This is a genomic window from Cellvibrio sp. pealriver, from assembly GCF_001183545.1.
Classification (GTDB): Bacteria; Pseudomonadota; Gammaproteobacteria; order Pseudomonadales; family Cellvibrionaceae; genus Cellvibrio.
On sequence record NZ_KQ236688.1, the window covers coordinates 101,476 to 117,716 of the forward strand.

A 16,241-nucleotide genomic window follows, 5' to 3' on the forward strand; every position below is an offset into this window, starting at 1 on the left:
GTTATGAATACAACTACCGCCGCACACATTGATCGCAGTGAAAGAAATGTAGGAATCGACATCGGAAAAAGCACGCTGGATATTTGTATTTTCGAGCTCGATGTTTATTTGCAATATCCCAATACCACGGAAGGGATTCGTGAATTAATTAAAAAACTATCGCGTTATAACCTCACTCGCATTTTGGTTGAGGCGACCGGCGGTTACGAAAGAGGTTTGGTGGAAGCCTGCGCTGAAAAGGAATTGCCGGTAATTATTGTCCAGCCAACCCAAGTTCGTCAGTTTGGCAAAGCACAGGGTGTTTTTGTCAAAACCGATAAAATTGATTCGCGGCTCATCGCACAATTTGGTGCCATATTAAAACCGGAGCCAAGGCCTCTCAATAGTAAAAAAGTACGCTATATCAGGGATTTACTCTCACGCAAGCGCCAACTGAATGAGATGCGAACCCAGGAATTAAATCGTCAGCACAAAGCGCCTGCGATTCTTGCAGCAACCCATAAGCGCTTGCTGAAAGTGCTCGATAAAGAAATTGAAAGCATCAACAAGTTACTCGCCAAAGCCATTGGTGAAGTTACTGAGTGGCAGCGTACTTATGAGATTCTAAGCTCAGTGCCAGGTGTGGGCGATGGTGTTACGTTCACGCTATTGGGAGAGTTACCTGAGCTAGGCCAACTGTCACCACGCAAAATAGCAGCGCTTTGTGGTTTGGCTCCATTTAATCGCGACAGCGGCATGATGAAAGGACGACGTAGAATCAAAGGTGGTCGGGCACCGATTAGAACGGTGTTATACATGGCGATGCTGAGCGCGATTCAGTGTAATCCAGTGATGAAGAAATTTTACAAAAAGCTCGTTGAGCAGGGTAAGCACAAGAAAGTTGCACTTACGGCCTGCATGCGAAAAATGATGACGATTTTAAACGCCATGGTGCGGGATAACTGCGAGTGGCAAGCTAACTAAATTTGCGTTTCAGGTATTGATTTTCTACCACAGTCGCTTGTTAGGTTTATTTGCTTTTATATTCCTTTTCAGCGGCAGCGTATTCTTTGGATTTTAAGATTATTGGCATGTAACGAATTTTTCTCTTCTTTTCTAGACTAATTTCATACTTTCCTAGATAACCACGTGCGCCGCAATAGTACTGCGTACAGGTAGATTCATTCTTTTCATTTAGGTCAGAAATTTTAATGCTGTTAGAATCAACATTTATATTTAAAACGCATTTATGTTTAGGCTCCTCGCCAAACTCACGCTCATATACGAAAGAGTTATTGTTATAATTTGCGATACCGTAAACACTACAAAAGTGCCCATTGCCAAACTTTAATTCAGCCCGAAAATAGATAGAACTCGGAGAGTAACTAACTATTTCTAGGATGTCTTCTGTTTCATATTTCTGCCCTGACGCAAACTGACCAGTAAACCTTGCTTTATATACACCCTCTATACTTTTTATAAACTCCGAAGAACTCTTATGCTCCTGAGAAAATGTTTCTTGTGAAATTATTAATAGCAGAACGCACGTCCATAGATTTTTCAGAATACTCATGATGTTTCCTTTATTTTTACCTAACGCAGAGTTTAGGGGCAGCTTTGGAGTTGGACGATTTGCGCAAATAATTGGCGTAGCCAATGCGCAAAACGGCCAACGGAAAAGCTGTCCAGCGCACGCAGTGCGCGGCCTAGAACGAATTGTTAGTAAGCCTTCAGAAACGGTTTACAACCGCCGCTACTGCGTTAAGAAAAACCGCAGCAAATGCCCAAACCGCCAAACCCACGATGCACAGCCCAACGGCAAGACGATAACTTTCCGAAAACCACCAACTACCAAGTGCGAGTTAAACTCACACTTAAAACAAAACTGCGTTGCCACCAAAACTTGCCAACAACGCAAGAACACTAAAACCAGAACGCGGCACAACCAAAAGGTTACGAACAAAAAACCGAACTTTCCGGTAGCGCCTGGGCACAAACTCGCCGAAGCAGTATTTTCTGAAACTTGCGCCTACTAACGCCGCGATAAACGGTGGTTTTTAAGTTGCACTTTTGCCGTAAAATGAAGCGAAGCGGAATGGCAAAAATGCAACTTAAAAAGCATCCGTTTGATTGCCTTGTTAGCTTAAGTGTTGAGTTACGTCATAGTAATGACGCATAGCTATAACCCATACACTTATGTTTAGCTCCAATTTCCATGTATTTTTGAGCTTGCTTCCGCTTAGAATACAAAACCCATTCCAATATTTGAGCTTGGTAGAGGCTTCAATTTCCATTATAAGCTCAACATTTTTTGCATGGATTATTTTATTGCAGCATTCACGAAGTGAAAGATTAAAGTTACCTTGCAAAATTTTGGCAGCAGTTGGATATTTAGAAAAGCTTTCCTTATCTGGGCAATACTCCGGATCTTCGGTAGAAAAGTCAGAAAAGTCTTGCATAATTCTTGTGCGCGTTGCACATTGAATTAGATAGTCACTGACGAGCTTGTGCACATTATCCCAGTAGCCTTCTGCGACCCCTCCATAACCATACACTGCTGTTTCCGCTTCAGATTGAAGGTAGTCATGTGTTTTTGAGTTGTCTAAAAAACTCCCTAAAAATTTAACGCAGGCAAGGCTTCCATGAGCCATTTGCTCTAGAAGAAAGAGATGTTCTAAAACTACACGATCATAAATTATATGTGACATGTCTTTCCTAGCTAACGCCGCGATAAACGGTGGATTTTAAGTTGCACTTTTGCCATAAAATGGAGCGAAGCGGAATGGCAAAAATGCAACTTAAAAACCATCCGTTTGATTGCTTTGTTAAATTTTATTTTTGAATAGATTGTAACGCCTAAAAATAAGAATTGGCAAAGCCACATAAAGCAATGGAAATAGAACAATAAAGTGATATGTTTGAATGAATTCCGCAAAGCGGAGAATTGGTAGAATGTTCTCAATATGGCCGTACTCGGCCAACTGCGGAATTACCTTTATGAAAACTATTGCAAAAGGCAATGCAAACGCATAAATAGCACAAAAAACTATTGCCATTGCGCCAATGCAAGATGAACAAAATAGAAATTTATTTTTTCCTTTCTTTAAGAAGATATACATAAAAGGAAAAAGCAAAAGTAAAAAGATAAATAAATATAATAATAATTCTTCAAAAACTGCTCCGTTATTCATTGCGAGTTATTTCCTTATATATTTCAAGCAGTAGAAGAACTGCACCAGCCGAAACAGGAAATGAAATAGCTCCCGCAAGACCTAAAGATAAGATAAGTGAAAAATTTTCGGGTAATGAAGTTGAATTTGGATTTTGCAGCATGTAACCGAGCACTCCAAAAGTTACAAGGCCATACACTGAGAACCGGAGTAGTATTGGAAGATACCTCATATATTTTCCTTTATCGGGAAAGAGTGAAGTGCGATGCTCTTTCCGATGCGCCAATTTAACGTTGTGTTCAACCGCAGTTTGTAAGTGGCGCATGTGCGAAAAACTTCGCGCAGCGATTCGCTAAATGCGCTGCTTACAAACTGTCGAGTGGAGGCGCGAAGCGCTGGAACGGTGTTGGAACACTTTGTTATGCTTTTGATCTGCAGCACCACATGCCGATAAGTAAAAACATAAAAATATTCAACCCCTGACCTGCTATACCAATGGGTATTACCCAAAAAACTAAACTATTCTCTTCACTGTAAAAAGTTATAATTGCTTGAGTTATAACCATTGCGGTCGATACCCCAAATGGAAATAATAGATATTTTTTATTTCCTGCTTCAAATAATTGGAGCGTGCTTAAGTTTTTACGTAACTTGAAGATATAGCCTAAAGTTGCTGTTGATAAAATTAAAACTGTATAGGAAACAAGCTCAATTATTTGCTCTGATAATAAGTTTGATGATACATACATAAAAGTAAACAGAACAAAAGATAAAGCTAGTCCATAAATAATCCCAAGTGCGTAATACATTAATACTCCAATAGCATAACGCCGAGCTAAGCGGCAGTTTTTAAGTTGTAGTTTTGTGGGAACCTTTTGCGCAGCAAAACCACAAAACTGCGACTTAAAAACTGTCCAGCGCACGTAGTGCGCGGTGCTTCAGCGACTTGTTAATATTTTTTTATTGAATTTTACTACAGCACTTCCATGAGCTTCTTCAATTAAAGGAAGAATTTCTGTAAATGCTGTTTCGGTTGGGTTAAGAATTTGTACCCAATTCATCCATCCGTAAATAGGATGCGGCATTAAAGTGTTTAACGCAGTAAAGTCATGGCCGGTATTAATAATTCCGCCCTTGGCTGGCCTTGGTGGTTTTAAACCAAACAGCCTTTCATAACTGGATTTATTAATTCCAATACTCACCCTGAATATTCCATCTCTGTCTAGCTCAGATGATTTGTCATTTTCCCCGTTCTTTTCTTTGATTGTGCAGAAATAAACACCGTTGGGTAAGGCTTTTCCGGGATTGTAAAATAATGAGGTTTCTCCCCAACTAGATTTCGGAACAACGCCATGAAAATTTTCAGCAATGTGCTTTATGATACTTTCAGGTTTCATCAATTTTCCTTATTGGTAATATTAACAGTTTATTAAATTGCACCGACTATATAACCCGCAGATCATTATCTCAACTAATTTGGTATCGCGCCGTATAACTCCCAAAGTTGGCGAACCCGCAATTATATTAACTCCATATAAATCAATACCTTAATTAATACCATGAATTAATTATGGAGTTATACAGCGCATGCAAGATCAATTAATTGCATATTTAATTTCGGATAGCTAAACTGGAACAAAACTGGTTATCCAAACAGGTGCAATTATGGAAGATGTGCGCATTCCTTTACCCGCTTCACCCACTAAGTTTTTAGATCAACTCCGCGTCTTTATACGTACAGACGGAAAAAGTTATTCAACCGAAAATACATATGTCTATTGGGTTAAACAATTTATCTTATTTAACAATAAGGCTCACCCCAAAAATCTAGGCAATCAAGAAGTAGAAGCATTCTTGACGCACTTGAGCGTAGCAAAAGATGCTTCCCCGAATACCCAAAAACTTGCCCTTAACGCACTAATGTTTCTATACAACCGCTTTTTAAATAGCCCCATAGAGCAACTCAATTTCAACTACGCAAAAAAGCAAGTTCGAACGCCTACTGTTTTCACCCATGAAGAAGCTATGTCTATTATTGATTGCATGGTGATGCCCTATAAGCTTTTGGCTCAGCTAATGTATGGTGGCGGCCTTCGAGTTTCTGAGGCCTTACGATTGCGCGTTAAAGATGTTGATTTTGCAATGGGTTATATTGTTATTCGAGATGGAAAAGGATTTAAAGATAGAACCACATTACTCCCAAAAAGTATTATTCCTGACTTAAAAAAGCAGATTGATATGGTTCAAAACCTGCTTGAGTATGATAAAGCCTGCGGCGTTGCAGGAGTATATATGCCTAACATGCTTGAAAAAAAATATCCTTCAGCAGGGCATTCCCTAGGTTGGCAATTTGTATTTCCAAGCAATGAACCAAGCAAAGACCCGCGAACCAATCTAATTCGCAGACATCATATATATCCAACAACAATCCAGTCTCATGTGAAGCAAGCAATCAAAAAAGTGCGTATACATAAACATGCTAGTTGTCACACATTTCGCCACTCCTTCGCTACCCGACTTTTGCAAGCAAAGTATGATTTAAAGCAAATTCAAACTTTGATGGGGCATACTGACATTCGAACTACCGAAATCTATTTGCACGTGCTGGATGAGCTCGGAGATCGAGTCAAAAGCCCTCTGGATGTCTAGCTCGGAAATTTGGATTTACCAAATGGATATTATGCCGCCTTCTTTAGCTTGATAGTCCGCTTTGGGCACATTCCCGCCCTTCAATTTGTTGGGGTTCGCGACCCGCCCGAATCTACGTGTTCAGTTTGCGGGGAGTATAAGCCGATAAACGATCATAGGTATATTCGTTGAAGGCGGGAATTACAACGTATTACTTCCCGCGCTTGCATATATCCGATTGTAAATTTTGAGGCTGGGTTGATTTAGTAGTCTTTAGGGCAAACTAAAAACCACCACACTTCCTCCCGGTTTTGCTTTTGGATTTTTTCCGCCGCCTGCGCCGATGGCGATAAATTGTTTTCCGTTTACGGAATAGGTTGCGGGTGTTGCTATGCCTGCGGCGGGTAGGGTGGTTTGCCAGAGGAGGGTGCCGTTGTGTTTGTCGAATGCGCGGAATTGATTGTCGTAAACGGTGGCGGCAATAAATAACAAGCCGCCTTTGGTAACAACAGCGCCGCCATAATTTTCGCTGCCGGTATTTGTTAAACCTTGCGCGGCTAATTCAGGATATTCGCCAAAAGGTTGTGCCCATACATAGTCACCGGAATTGACGTTGATGGCGCTGAGCGTGCCCCAGGGTGGTGTGATGGCGGGGTAGCCTTGGTGATCCAGAAAACGTGTGTATCCGCCGAATACATAGGGGTCACCATCGGTGGAGGGATAATAGGGCGTGTCTTTTTTTGCTGCTTGTGCATGGTCACCTTTTAAATAACCGATTACCGCGGCAACATCGGCGCTGGAAAGTTGTTTGGCAAAACCGGGCATTCTGCCGTTGCCATTTATAATTTGATGTTGCAATTGCGCTTCACTCAATCGCTCGCTCACATCGACCAGTGCCGGAAATTCTGGCGGGCTACCTTTGCGTTCTACACCGTGGCACACCGCACAATGATTTAAATAAATAGCCTCACCACTATTGCCCGCCAATACCGGTGGGCGCTCTTTGACTTTTAAAATCCACGCCATTTCGTTGGCATTAACGTAGAGCATTCCGGTTTCCGGGTCATAAGCTGCGCCGCCCCATTCGGCACCGCCATCCATACCGGGAAATAAAATAGTGCCCTGTAGTGACGGCGGATCAAAAGGCCCGCGTGAACGCAAACCGGAAAATATTTTTTTCGCGGTTTCATGTGCTTCCGGTGTGCGCGTAGTTAATAGATCTTCGGTTAAATGCTGGCGGGCAAATGGTTTGGGATGCACCGGCATAATTTGTGATTGCGCAGACACTTCACCGGGAATATCCGACGCGGGAGGATTCACTTGCGTGAGTGGATACAACGACTCGCCAGTGGCGCGATCCAAAATATAAATCACACCGGCTTTGGTTGCTTGCGCAACCGCAGGAATTTTTTTGCCGTCGCGCTCAACAGTAATAAGCGTGGGTGGTGTTGGTGGATCTCTATCCCACAAATCATGTTTAACCAATTGAAAATGCCACAGGCGTTTGCCTGTGTTTGCATCGAGCGCCACCAGAGATGTTCCAAACAGATTATCGCCAGTGCGATCACCGCCATAAAAATCTTTATCGCCCATGCCCGCAGACGCGAGCGGTACAAACACAATTCCTGCTTCCGGATCGAGCGTTAAACCCGACCAGGCGTTTGCGCCTTTTGCGGTTTTCCAGGCATCTTTTGGCCAGGTTTCATAACCAAACTCGCCAGGGTGGGGGATGGTGTGGAATATCCACTGTTGTGCGCCGGTGCGCACATCGTAAGCACGAATATGCCCCGGCGTATTGCCGGTAGAACCCATTACGATGAGATTTTTATAAACCACGCCCGGCGATACATTGCCGACGTTGACACTATCCGGCTCTCGCCCTAAACCTTCGCGCAAATCAATTTTGCCATCGCGACCAAAGCTTTTAATTAATTCACCCGTCTGCGCATTTACCGCCATTAAAAAACCGCGAAAGGTAAACAGAATGCGTTGGTCATCGCCTGCTTGCCAATAAGAAACGCCGCGCAAACGCTGTTTGGTATTGACTGCCTCGCCAAATGCCGGATCAAAAACCCACTGCTGCTCACCGGTTGCTGCATTCAAACAAAACAATCGGCCTTTGGGTGAAATAAAATAAAAATGGCCATCAATAATCAGCGGATTACTTTGCATATCCGACTGGCTTCCACCTTCACCAAACGCATCGCCCGAATCAAACGTCCAAGCGATTTGTAAATCCTTCACATTATTTTTATTGATTTGATCCAGAGTTGAATAATGCGTGCCGTGAGGGTTGCCGTGGTACCAAGGCCAATCGGTACCAGAATGCCCACTTGCGCTGGTATGGATGCTATTGGATGGATCGCCACTTTTTCCATCACGTTGCCCGCAGGATGCCAGCAGCGCGCTACTGATGAGTGCGAAAGTGGTGTATCGAATAAACGAAAGAGATGTGCGCATAGTGAAACCTAAACTGGTTTTATTATTGTGATAAAAAACCAGTTTAGGCAGGGAATGTAATGAGTTCTAATTGCTTAACGAACTATTACATAGGTAATTGCACAGGCAGTTACATAAACAATTACATAAATAGTTGCTACATAAACGGCTGACAGTATGCCTTTTTAACGCGGGATCAAGGGCATAATCCCGCGCTCACAAATACGCAGCTCCTTGGTCTGCGTGCATTAATGGCAGAGTCTCGCGCATCGTTAAGTGAACAAGCATTTCTCTCCACGACATATTCTTTGGTCGGTGTTGTACTGCCTTGGGCTGTACAGGAGAGGCACATATCAAAATCCTGTTTCGGTAAGCCTGAGGTACATTCCCCAATAGGTTTTCCAGTAATGGTGGTGTAAACGCAACCTAGTGGTGGTGGAAAGCTTTGTTTTGCTGCGTCGAATGTACAGCCGGATATTTTTGTGGGAATTATCTGGAATGTGCCGCAGTACATGCCGGTGTCCCATGCTTTGTATTCTCCATTAGGGTTGTCGGTTGTACGTGGGCATGGTGTTGCACAGCGTGGATCATTTGGATTTGCGGTGCAATTTGCAGGGCAGCGCGAATCGTTAGGTGTTGCTGTGCAATTTAATGGGCATTGCGGGTGTGTGGCGCTGATTGAGCAGGGATCTATATTGACCCGCCCTGACCGCGGTGCCGCACTTCGCATCATTGAGTCAAATGCATCGACCCTTACTGTAATTGATGTTGTTTTAGGAAGCGCAAAACGGCGCGAGTCGATAATATTATCCGCAAACGTTGGGGCAACCCGATCAAATAATAAATCCGATCCAGCAGTCAGCTTTACGCGACGGCAGTCAGTCGCTTCAAATTCTGCCGTTACAACTTCGCCGGCTTTTCCTGTGGTGGGTTGCAATAATAAATTACGGATTTGACAGCGATTAGGCTCAATATAAATTGCGCGAATTACTGTTGTTGCAATTTGTCCGGAATAATTGCCCGATCCCTTTTCAATCAACGTGTATTCAAAGACCTGACCGTGCGTTGGTTTTGCAGGTTGGGTTGGTGGGCTGATCGTCAGTAATAATATTGCACCGGGATTAGAACAGGGTGCGTTTCCTGAAGCGAGCCGACCTGCGCAGGTATTTACCGTCTCAATAGAATAACTGCTGGTTGATGTTGGCGGTTGTCCGCGTGCCACCATATTCGCAGGGTAAGGCCAATCCCATTCCAATACTCGTCCATTATTGGGGTCTATTTTACTGGGGCGTGATTTTGTATTTGTGCGCGCAGGCATTATGGAAAGCGTGTTGCCATTCTCTTGTATTTCAAATCCAAGCGCGGGGAATTGATAGCCCAATTGAATTTGAAATGCATAAGGGTTTGCAAAATACAGATCATTTAATGCAACGGTGTTTACTGATTCAGTCTGTGTGCCGTGGTCAGAAAAATACACCGTCAGTGGTTCATTCGGCCAGATAGTTCCATTGACTAGAGTGGGGCCAATCGTAGGTGGGAGCGGGGATTTTCCACCGCCTGTTGGTGTGCATCCAAGAAGTGTGATTGCCACCAGCATAATAGAAACGAATTGAAGCGCGCTGCTAAACATGTGACCTCCTTTCATACGGGATATATGGGAAAACGACTGAGCGTTAGATATGCGATAACCTTATGCGTTACTGGATACGTTTACGGTTTCTGATGAGTAAGCTGGTTCCACACAAAATCAATAATAGTAGAGTGGATGGTTCTGTCACATTTATCTGCCGCGGTTTAACGGTTATTTCAGAGAGGCGTGCAGCGAGCCCAGCGTTAATGAGTTGCTCGGGATCAGTGTTGTAATTGAAATAGAGCGCAAGCCCGGGAATGTCATCCCAGTTGTCATAGTGTTCCCCTGTGTCATACCAGGTGAAATTCTGGATTAAACTGTTGCCGTTAAGTAACGGAATAATCTGTTCCAAAAAAGAAATTCCCGCAGATTGTTCACTAATGTAACCCTCTTTCGTTGCTGTTACGAATTCGCGCAGGCCAAAATGCTCTGTTGTGAAATCGCGTATGCCGGTATATCCGTTGGGATCAGAAATAGTATGAAGTTCCAATGTGCTGGCCTGTGTTGAACCATCAGGGATATTGTCAGGGTTAAGTGTTTTTCCATCCACGTAAAATGTTATGCCAAACCAATCGGTGTTTTCACTGTAACGCCATTGGCCTGTGCTGCCCATATTGGCGTGTGCTAATTCTGTGTCGTACCAAAAGCTTCCTGTAAAACCAGACCCTTCCAAATTTTCACTAAAAAAATCGACATAATAAGGATTGTTGTTATCACCATTGTCAGATACAGAAAGGACTTTTCCTTTAAATGTGCCGTCAATAATGACTGCTTGTGCGGGCAGTGGTAAAACAATCGGTAAATAGAATAAAAAAATTCTCTTAATATGATTAGATTTCATAATACGACCTTTTGCATCAGGTTTAAGCGAAGTCCTTGACCCATCCATCTTCCTCACGTAGACCGAATATATAGCCTTGCTGATTCGTTCAATAGCCATAAAAAATGCTTAAGCGCCATAATTTCAAATTTGCTTGAATGAGCAATGTAATCATGGGTGTTTGTTTAATAACTTTCTGTTGCTTTTGCAAAAAAATCCAACCTGTTATAAAGCAGTGGTGATTTTCCAATGAATTTTTATAGTGAGATTCGAATAAATACTGAGGGACGGGTTATGCGCTATAGGGTTTATTGCATTGCATTACTGCTGGCTTTTCACGCGAACGCGGTACTGGCTTGGGGTAAATATGGCCATGTGGTTGTGTGCGAAATTGCTTACCGAAATCTCACTACCGATGCGAGGGCAGAGGTGAATCGTTTGCTTGCGGTGAATGGTGAATACAAATCGTTTAACCATGCATGTCTGGAAGCCGATGAAATGCCCCGCACCAGTCCTGCCAGTCATTTTTCCAATTACAGCCGCGATCTTCTTGTTGTTGAACAGGATGGCTGCCCTGATGATAAGCCTTGTGTCATTAGTGCAATTAAAGATGATCTCGGTATCGTCGCGGATACATCCAAACCGGATGCGGAGCGAGCCAGGGCAATGATCCTGTTAGGCCATTGGGTGGGGGATATTCACCAACCCATGCACGTTTCCTATGCGGATGACCGGGGCGGCAATTTAATTGTTAAGCGCGGCAAGTGTTCCGGAAGTAACCTTCATGCGGTGTGGGATAACTGCATTATTGAACAAAAAATATTGCCCGGAAATTGGATGCAAAAACAATTTGGCTGGGCGAGATTCACGCGTGCCTATCGCGCGGCCGATTCCCTTGTTGCGGAAATATCGGAAGCGGATAAAGCCCAATGGATAGATTCATCTCCTTGGCAATGGGCCGCGGAGTCTTATGAAATTACCATCACTCCAGACGTTGGCTATTGCACACAACGCAATAATGCCTGCTGGTACGAACCGCAAAATAAACGGCTGGATGATGACGAGGAGAAAAAGACCATTCAAATGACCGATGAGTATTTGGAAATGTTTTCTCCGGTAGTCAAACTGCGCTTGAAGCAAGCGGGTATTCGATTGGCCAGTTTACTCAATGAGGGGTTGAGTAATTAACTGTGGTCACATTTTCAGAAAATTTTCACTTTTGAAAAATCCTCGCGCTTATTGGCGCGAGGGAGTTAAAGCCGGGATTCGCCACTTAAGAACGTTATTAACGCTATCCGGGCTCTTCTACTTTTCAATTACTTTTTTCGCTTTCGTCAAGTAAGCACCGCCTGCTGCAATCAATGCCGCCCCAACACCATAAAAAGCAACGTGCCCTGAAGACACCGCCACCAGAAAAAACAAGCAACCCGATGCGATAAAACAATAGCCGCTGAATTTCAGACCTTTTTTGCTGATTCCTTTATTCATATTTTCACTTCATCAAGTTATTAATGTCATTTTGAATGGTACTCTGCAGGCAGGCTCTATTCTGGGTAAAACGAAGGCTTGGTTTTTATTCAGGTGAGTTGGTTTTATTTTCTAGCTCTGCGACCAAGGTTTTGTAATAGCTTTCACTTGAATTAACTATTTCCCATGATCTTTTGTAATGCCCGTTAGGTATGCGATTATCCATTGCGATTATTGAAGATAATTCCTGTTCAAAACCTAATTTTAAATAAACCGCTTTTTGTAAAGCAAGAAGATGTATATGGTCTAATACTCTAGGATCTTCGTTTTTGTATTTTGCTAAAGCTGGTGCTGATTTGGGGAGATGTTCACTAATATACGGGTGCAATAACTCATGAAACAATGTACCAACTTTATCCTGTATAGATACCGGATTATCCGTAAAACTGGACAGTGAATGTCTCATATTTAATATCAACGGAAAAGACCTGGATGGAGTATCACACAAAGTCAGGTTTACATTGTGTTCCCCTCCCTCAAACAATTGTCCAGTAATTTCTTCAGTTGTAGAGATAAGCATCGGTCCTATTCTTTTCCATTCGCGTTCCAACTCTACTTTTTTAAGCAATAGCTCTTTGTGCCAGTCATCCTTAATGTCGCCTCCTTTTATAAATATGCAAACAGAATCTAAAGTCGGTGTGTAACTGATTTGCACATTGACGTTATCTGCGTCCTTGGCACCGCAAGAAATAATAAGCGTACAGAAAAGTATAGTTGCAAGAAGTTTCATGATGATCTTTTTTGTGAATTATCTTTGCGCAGCAAAGCCATAAAGCCGCGGTTTACAAGCTGTCGGATTCGCAAATTACAATTCTGAGGCATCTTGTTAACAGTGGGACTGAATAAGCTCATTGATCCAAGCTTTAAGTTTTGGGATTACTTCATTGATTTTAGAGTCAAAGCCCTCTTCGTCGAAGTAGCCCTCAGTTTCAATTTTGTGTTGCCAATCCCGGCCTTGTTGATGCACTGAATAGGGTATTCCCTCCAGGGCTTCGATTGAGTCATATACTCTTTGCGCAAAAGCATCGCGATCATTGCGATTTTTATCGTACGCCTCTATTTCGACTAAAAGCCTTTCTAAAACGGTTTTATTCGACATAACTCACTCGATGCTTTTGTACAGTTAACGCCTTGCTAGGCGGTATTTTCGGAGAAGCCAGTGTGCGCTAAAAACACACCTAGAAGCGACGTAGTAAATGTCTTTCTTAAGCAATTTGTTAGAGTTTTTTTGTTAAGCACGCCAACTCATAGTATTGGTTGTTATTGAATTCAAACTCTTGAATGACTGTTAGCCCTACTTTTTTTGTATGGGCAGTAAAAGAACGGGTGTTAATTTTATTAATGAATGTAACTAAAACGGGATACCTATTGGACATTTCATTAAGGCAATATTTAAAAATTTGCTCGAACACACCTTTACCTCTAGCCGATTTATCAACACATACGGGGCCATATTGATACGAATTTTCGGTACTTAGCTGATACCCCTCAAAATTCAGGTTGGGTAAGTCTTTGATCATATGTGCGAACATAGGCCAACGTGCCCAAAATTGCCAAGAGGCTGCCATGGCGTACGCAACTATAGAGTTACCATTGATTGCAATAAAAAGGCCTTGCTCAGACTCAATTAATTCGGCCATCTGTTCTTTCGTAAACGCTGTGGTAATAAAACCATCTTGCTTATCTTCTTCGAGTATGGAGTCGATCTGATATTTAAAGTGCAACTCCAAAATATTAGGTATATCTTCAATTTTGGCCAAGCGAAGTTCTAATTCCATATTTATCTCTTTCTTTAAAGCTGCCAAGCGCCTATCAATATTTTCAGATGAAAAATTCCGTCTTTTTCGCCAGCATTTTTCCATCTACGTTTTTGAAGTGTTTTTATAACACAGCCTCGGAACTAGCGCTATTACGGTCTTTTGCCCGTAAAATAAGGCGATTGATTGTTGTGAGAGGTGTTTATGGCTGTTGAATTCTCTTTGCTTGAGCTTGCGGCGGTGCGGGTTGATGAAACGCCTTGCGATACGTTTGTGCATTCGGCGGCTTATGCGCAGGCGGCGGATGCGTTGGGGTTTAAGCGGTTTTGGTTGGCGGAGCACCATAATATGCAAGGAATTGCGAGCTCGGCGACGGCGGTGTTGATTGGACATATTGCGGGGAAAACGCAGCGGCTGCGTGTGGGTTCCGGTGGGATTATGTTGCCCAACCATTCGCCGTTAGTGGTGGCTGAACAATTCGGTACGCTTGCATCGCTTTATGGTGACCGGATTGATTTGGGTTTGGGACGTGCACCGGGCACTGACCCTGTTACTAGCCGTGCATTAAAGCGCGATGATTCTGCGGCAGAAAATTTTGCGCAGGAAGTGCAGGTGATCCAGCAATTATTGGCACCGAGCGAACCACAACAACGCTTGCGCGCGGTGCCAGGTGAGGGGACGCAAGTGCCCATTTGGATTTTGGGTTCCAGCCTTTACAGCGCGGGTTTGGCTGCGCGATTGGGTTTGCCTTATTCATTCGCGGGGCATTTTGCACCTGCACATATGCGTGCTGCACTTAAACGTTATCGCGCAGAGTTTCAACCATCGCCCTATTTGGATAAACCCTATTTTATGTTGGGTTTGCCGGTAGTGTGGGGCGAGACATCTGAACAAGCGGCATTTAATGCGACCACGAGTTTTCAGCGCATTACGGCGTTGTTTCGCGGTGAACCTTTGTGGTTGTGCCCGCCCAAACCGTTTGAGCAGTTGGATTGGTCGATTGGAGAAAAACACAGCGTGCAGGAATTTTTAGCACTGGCGCAAGTCGGTGATGAATTGGAAATTCTGGATGGTTTGCAACAGCTGCGCGATGAACTCGCAGTCGATGAATTTATGTTTACGATTGACGTGTACGACCGTGACCTGCGCATTCAAACCTTATCGACACTGGCGCGGATAAAAGAGCATCTTCGTTAATATTACTCTTCCAATTTCCACCGGCGGAATTTACTGCCTGCATCGTCAACCCTGTGCGCTCTGGTGAAATCTTGCCAATGCGCACAGTGCTATACTCGCTTTGCAACAATCCAAATTATAAAAACGGCAAACACAGCTCTAACAATAAAAGGTCATTTATGAACACAACTCTATTACGTCAGTTGGCGGCTGGCGCGCTTTTTCTATGCACTAATCTTTGGGTCACTTCATCAGCAGCGCAAACAGTCATTAAAGTGAATGATGCAGCGGACGGCAATGGCCGTTATGCCATGCAAATGGTGAAACTGGCGCTCAGTAAAATCGATACACAATACCGCTTGGAATTGACCAGTGAGCCGGTAACCCAAGCGCGCAATATTGATGATGTAGCCAATGGCACTATGGATTTGCTCTGGGCCGCGACCAATCAAGACATGGAAAACAAACTCTTGCCGGTACGCATTCCTTTATTCAAAGGTCTGCTCGGGCACCGTATTTTTATTATTAACCCTGCCTCCCAAGCCCGTTTTGATCAGGTGAAAACCTTTGAGGATTTAAAGCAATTCAGCTTTGGGCAGGGAACGACTTGGGCTGATTCCGACATTTTGGCGAGCAACGGGTTGAAGGTTATCCGCGCCAATAAATACCAAAGCCTCTTTTACATGGTGGATGGTGGCCGCTTTGATGCCTTCCCGCGCGGGGTGCAAGAGCCTTGGGCGGAGCTGGAGGCTAATGCCAGCCTGCCGTTGACGGTAGAAAAACGCATCATGCTGGTATACCGCATGCCGTTTTATCTGTTCACTGGCAAAAAGAATACCCGCTTGGCTGCGGATTTGGAGTTGGGGTTAAACCGGGCGATTGCCGATGGCAGTTTTGAACAGGTGTTCCTGAACGACCCTATGGTGCAGTCGGTATTGGATAAAGCCAATCTGCCGGGCCGCTTGGTGTTCCACTTGGATAACCCGACCCTGCCCAAAGAGACACCTTTGGATCGCGCCGAGTTGTGGTTGGACATCAATAATCTGGGCAAACCAGCGGTTGTTGCCCCCGAGTAAGCGCCTGCATTCGTATTCATTGTTTTGTCGATGGTGTCA

18 protein-coding genes are annotated in these 16,241 nt (G+C 43.7%); 5 read left to right on the forward strand and 13 right to left on the reverse strand.

Annotation, left to right across the window (positions count from 1 at the left end; genetic code table 11):
• The first annotated feature begins 3 nt into the window (after positions 1–3).
• Positions 4–963 carry an IS110 family RNA-guided transposase gene (locus tag VC28_RS00440; RefSeq protein WP_049628929.1) on the forward strand — a complete coding sequence of 320 codons (960 nt, stop codon included), beginning with the start codon at positions 4–6 and terminating at the stop codon, positions 961–963.
• Between the two features lie 46 nt (positions 964–1,009).
• On the opposite strand, the gene VC28_RS00445 is transcribed toward VC28_RS00440, so the two are convergent.
• The 6 genes from VC28_RS00445 to VC28_RS00475 all read right to left on the reverse strand — a co-directional run bounded on the left by VC28_RS00445 (position 1,010) and on the right by VC28_RS00475 (position 4,546).
• Positions 1,010–1,552, reverse strand: a complete 543-nt coding sequence (locus VC28_RS00445; protein WP_049628930.1) for a hypothetical protein — start codon at positions 1,550–1,552, stop codon at positions 1,010–1,012.
• A gap of 565 nt (positions 1,553–2,117) precedes the next feature.
• Complete coding sequence (locus VC28_RS00455) at positions 2,118–2,687, reverse strand: hypothetical protein (protein WP_049628932.1); 570 nt, start codon at positions 2,685–2,687, stop codon at positions 2,118–2,120.
• 117 nt (positions 2,688–2,804) lie between these two features.
• A complete protein-coding gene (locus VC28_RS00460) occupies positions 2,805–3,170 on the reverse strand; it encodes a hypothetical protein (RefSeq protein WP_049628933.1) in 366 nt (121 codons plus the stop codon).
• Positions 3,163–3,474 (reverse strand): hypothetical protein, encoded by a 312-nt coding sequence (locus VC28_RS00465; RefSeq protein WP_156184254.1) that lies wholly within the window; start codon positions 3,472–3,474, stop codon positions 3,163–3,165. The genes VC28_RS00460 and VC28_RS00465 overlap by 8 nt, the downstream gene beginning before the upstream one ends.
• Positions 3,475–3,568: 94 nt before the next feature.
• Positions 3,569–4,072 carry a hypothetical protein gene (locus tag VC28_RS00470; RefSeq protein ID WP_156184255.1) on the reverse strand — a complete coding sequence of 168 codons (504 nt, stop codon included), beginning with the start codon at positions 4,070–4,072 and terminating at the stop codon, positions 3,569–3,571.
• Between the two features lie 15 nt (positions 4,073–4,087).
• Entirely contained in the window at positions 4,088–4,546 is a 459-nt protein-coding gene (locus tag VC28_RS00475; protein ID WP_049628920.1) for a DUF6194 family protein, read from the reverse strand.
• Between the two features lie 268 nt (positions 4,547–4,814).
• On the opposite strand from VC28_RS00475, the gene VC28_RS00480 reads away from it, so the two are divergent.
• A complete protein-coding gene (locus tag VC28_RS00480; protein ID WP_049628936.1) occupies positions 4,815–5,798 on the forward strand; it encodes an integron integrase in 984 nt (327 codons plus the stop codon).
• A gap of 252 nt (positions 5,799–6,050) precedes the next feature.
• Here the strand turns inward: VC28_RS00480 and VC28_RS00485 are convergent, their stop codons facing one another.
• The 3 genes from VC28_RS00485 to VC28_RS00495 form a co-directional block, all read right to left on the reverse strand.
• Entirely contained in the window at positions 6,051–8,237 is a 2,187-nt protein-coding gene (locus VC28_RS00485; protein ID WP_049628937.1) for an outer membrane protein assembly factor BamB family protein, read from the reverse strand.
• A gap of 175 nt (positions 8,238–8,412) precedes the next feature.
• The gene (locus VC28_RS00490; protein ID WP_049628938.1) at positions 8,413–9,846 is read right to left on the reverse strand and encodes a hypothetical protein; all 1,434 of its coding nucleotides are present in this window, start codon (positions 9,844–9,846) and stop codon (positions 8,413–8,415) included.
• 67 nt (positions 9,847–9,913) lie between these two features.
• Entirely contained in the window at positions 9,914–10,786 is an 873-nt protein-coding gene (locus VC28_RS00495) for a hypothetical protein (RefSeq protein ID WP_156184256.1), read from the reverse strand.
• Positions 10,787–10,960: 174 nt separating this feature from the next.
• Between VC28_RS00495 and VC28_RS00500 the strand changes: the two genes are divergently transcribed.
• Positions 10,961–11,854 (forward strand): S1/P1 nuclease, encoded by an 894-nt coding sequence (locus VC28_RS00500; RefSeq protein WP_049628940.1) that lies wholly within the window; start codon positions 10,961–10,963, stop codon positions 11,852–11,854.
• 117 nt (positions 11,855–11,971) lie between these two features.
• Here the strand turns inward: VC28_RS00500 and VC28_RS00505 are convergent, their stop codons facing one another.
• From VC28_RS00505 to VC28_RS00520, 4 genes are all read right to left on the reverse strand, one after another.
• The gene (locus VC28_RS00505; RefSeq protein WP_049628941.1) at positions 11,972–12,154 is read right to left on the reverse strand and encodes a hypothetical protein; all 183 of its coding nucleotides are present in this window, start codon (positions 12,152–12,154) and stop codon (positions 11,972–11,974) included.
• Positions 12,155–12,239: 85 nt separating this feature from the next.
• Entirely contained in the window at positions 12,240–12,923 is a 684-nt protein-coding gene (locus VC28_RS00510; RefSeq protein ID WP_049628942.1) for a hypothetical protein, read from the reverse strand.
• Between the two features lie 96 nt (positions 12,924–13,019).
• Positions 13,020–13,292, reverse strand: a complete 273-nt coding sequence (locus VC28_RS00515; RefSeq protein WP_049628943.1) for a hypothetical protein — start codon at positions 13,290–13,292, stop codon at positions 13,020–13,022.
• A 118-nt stretch (positions 13,293–13,410) separates the two neighbouring features.
• The gene (locus VC28_RS00520) at positions 13,411–13,971 is read right to left on the reverse strand and encodes a GNAT family N-acetyltransferase (RefSeq protein WP_049628944.1); all 561 of its coding nucleotides are present in this window, start codon (positions 13,969–13,971) and stop codon (positions 13,411–13,413) included.
• Positions 13,972–14,154: 183 nt separating this feature from the next.
• On the opposite strand from VC28_RS00520, the gene VC28_RS00525 reads away from it, so the two are divergent.
• Complete coding sequence (locus VC28_RS00525) at positions 14,155–15,147, forward strand: LLM class flavin-dependent oxidoreductase (RefSeq protein ID WP_049628945.1); 993 nt, start codon at positions 14,155–14,157, stop codon at positions 15,145–15,147.
• Positions 15,148–15,305: 158 nt separating this feature from the next.
• The gene (locus VC28_RS00530) at positions 15,306–16,202 is read left to right on the forward strand and encodes a hypothetical protein (RefSeq protein WP_049632055.1); all 897 of its coding nucleotides are present in this window, start codon (positions 15,306–15,308) and stop codon (positions 16,200–16,202) included.
• Positions 16,203–16,241: the final 39 nt, after the last annotated feature.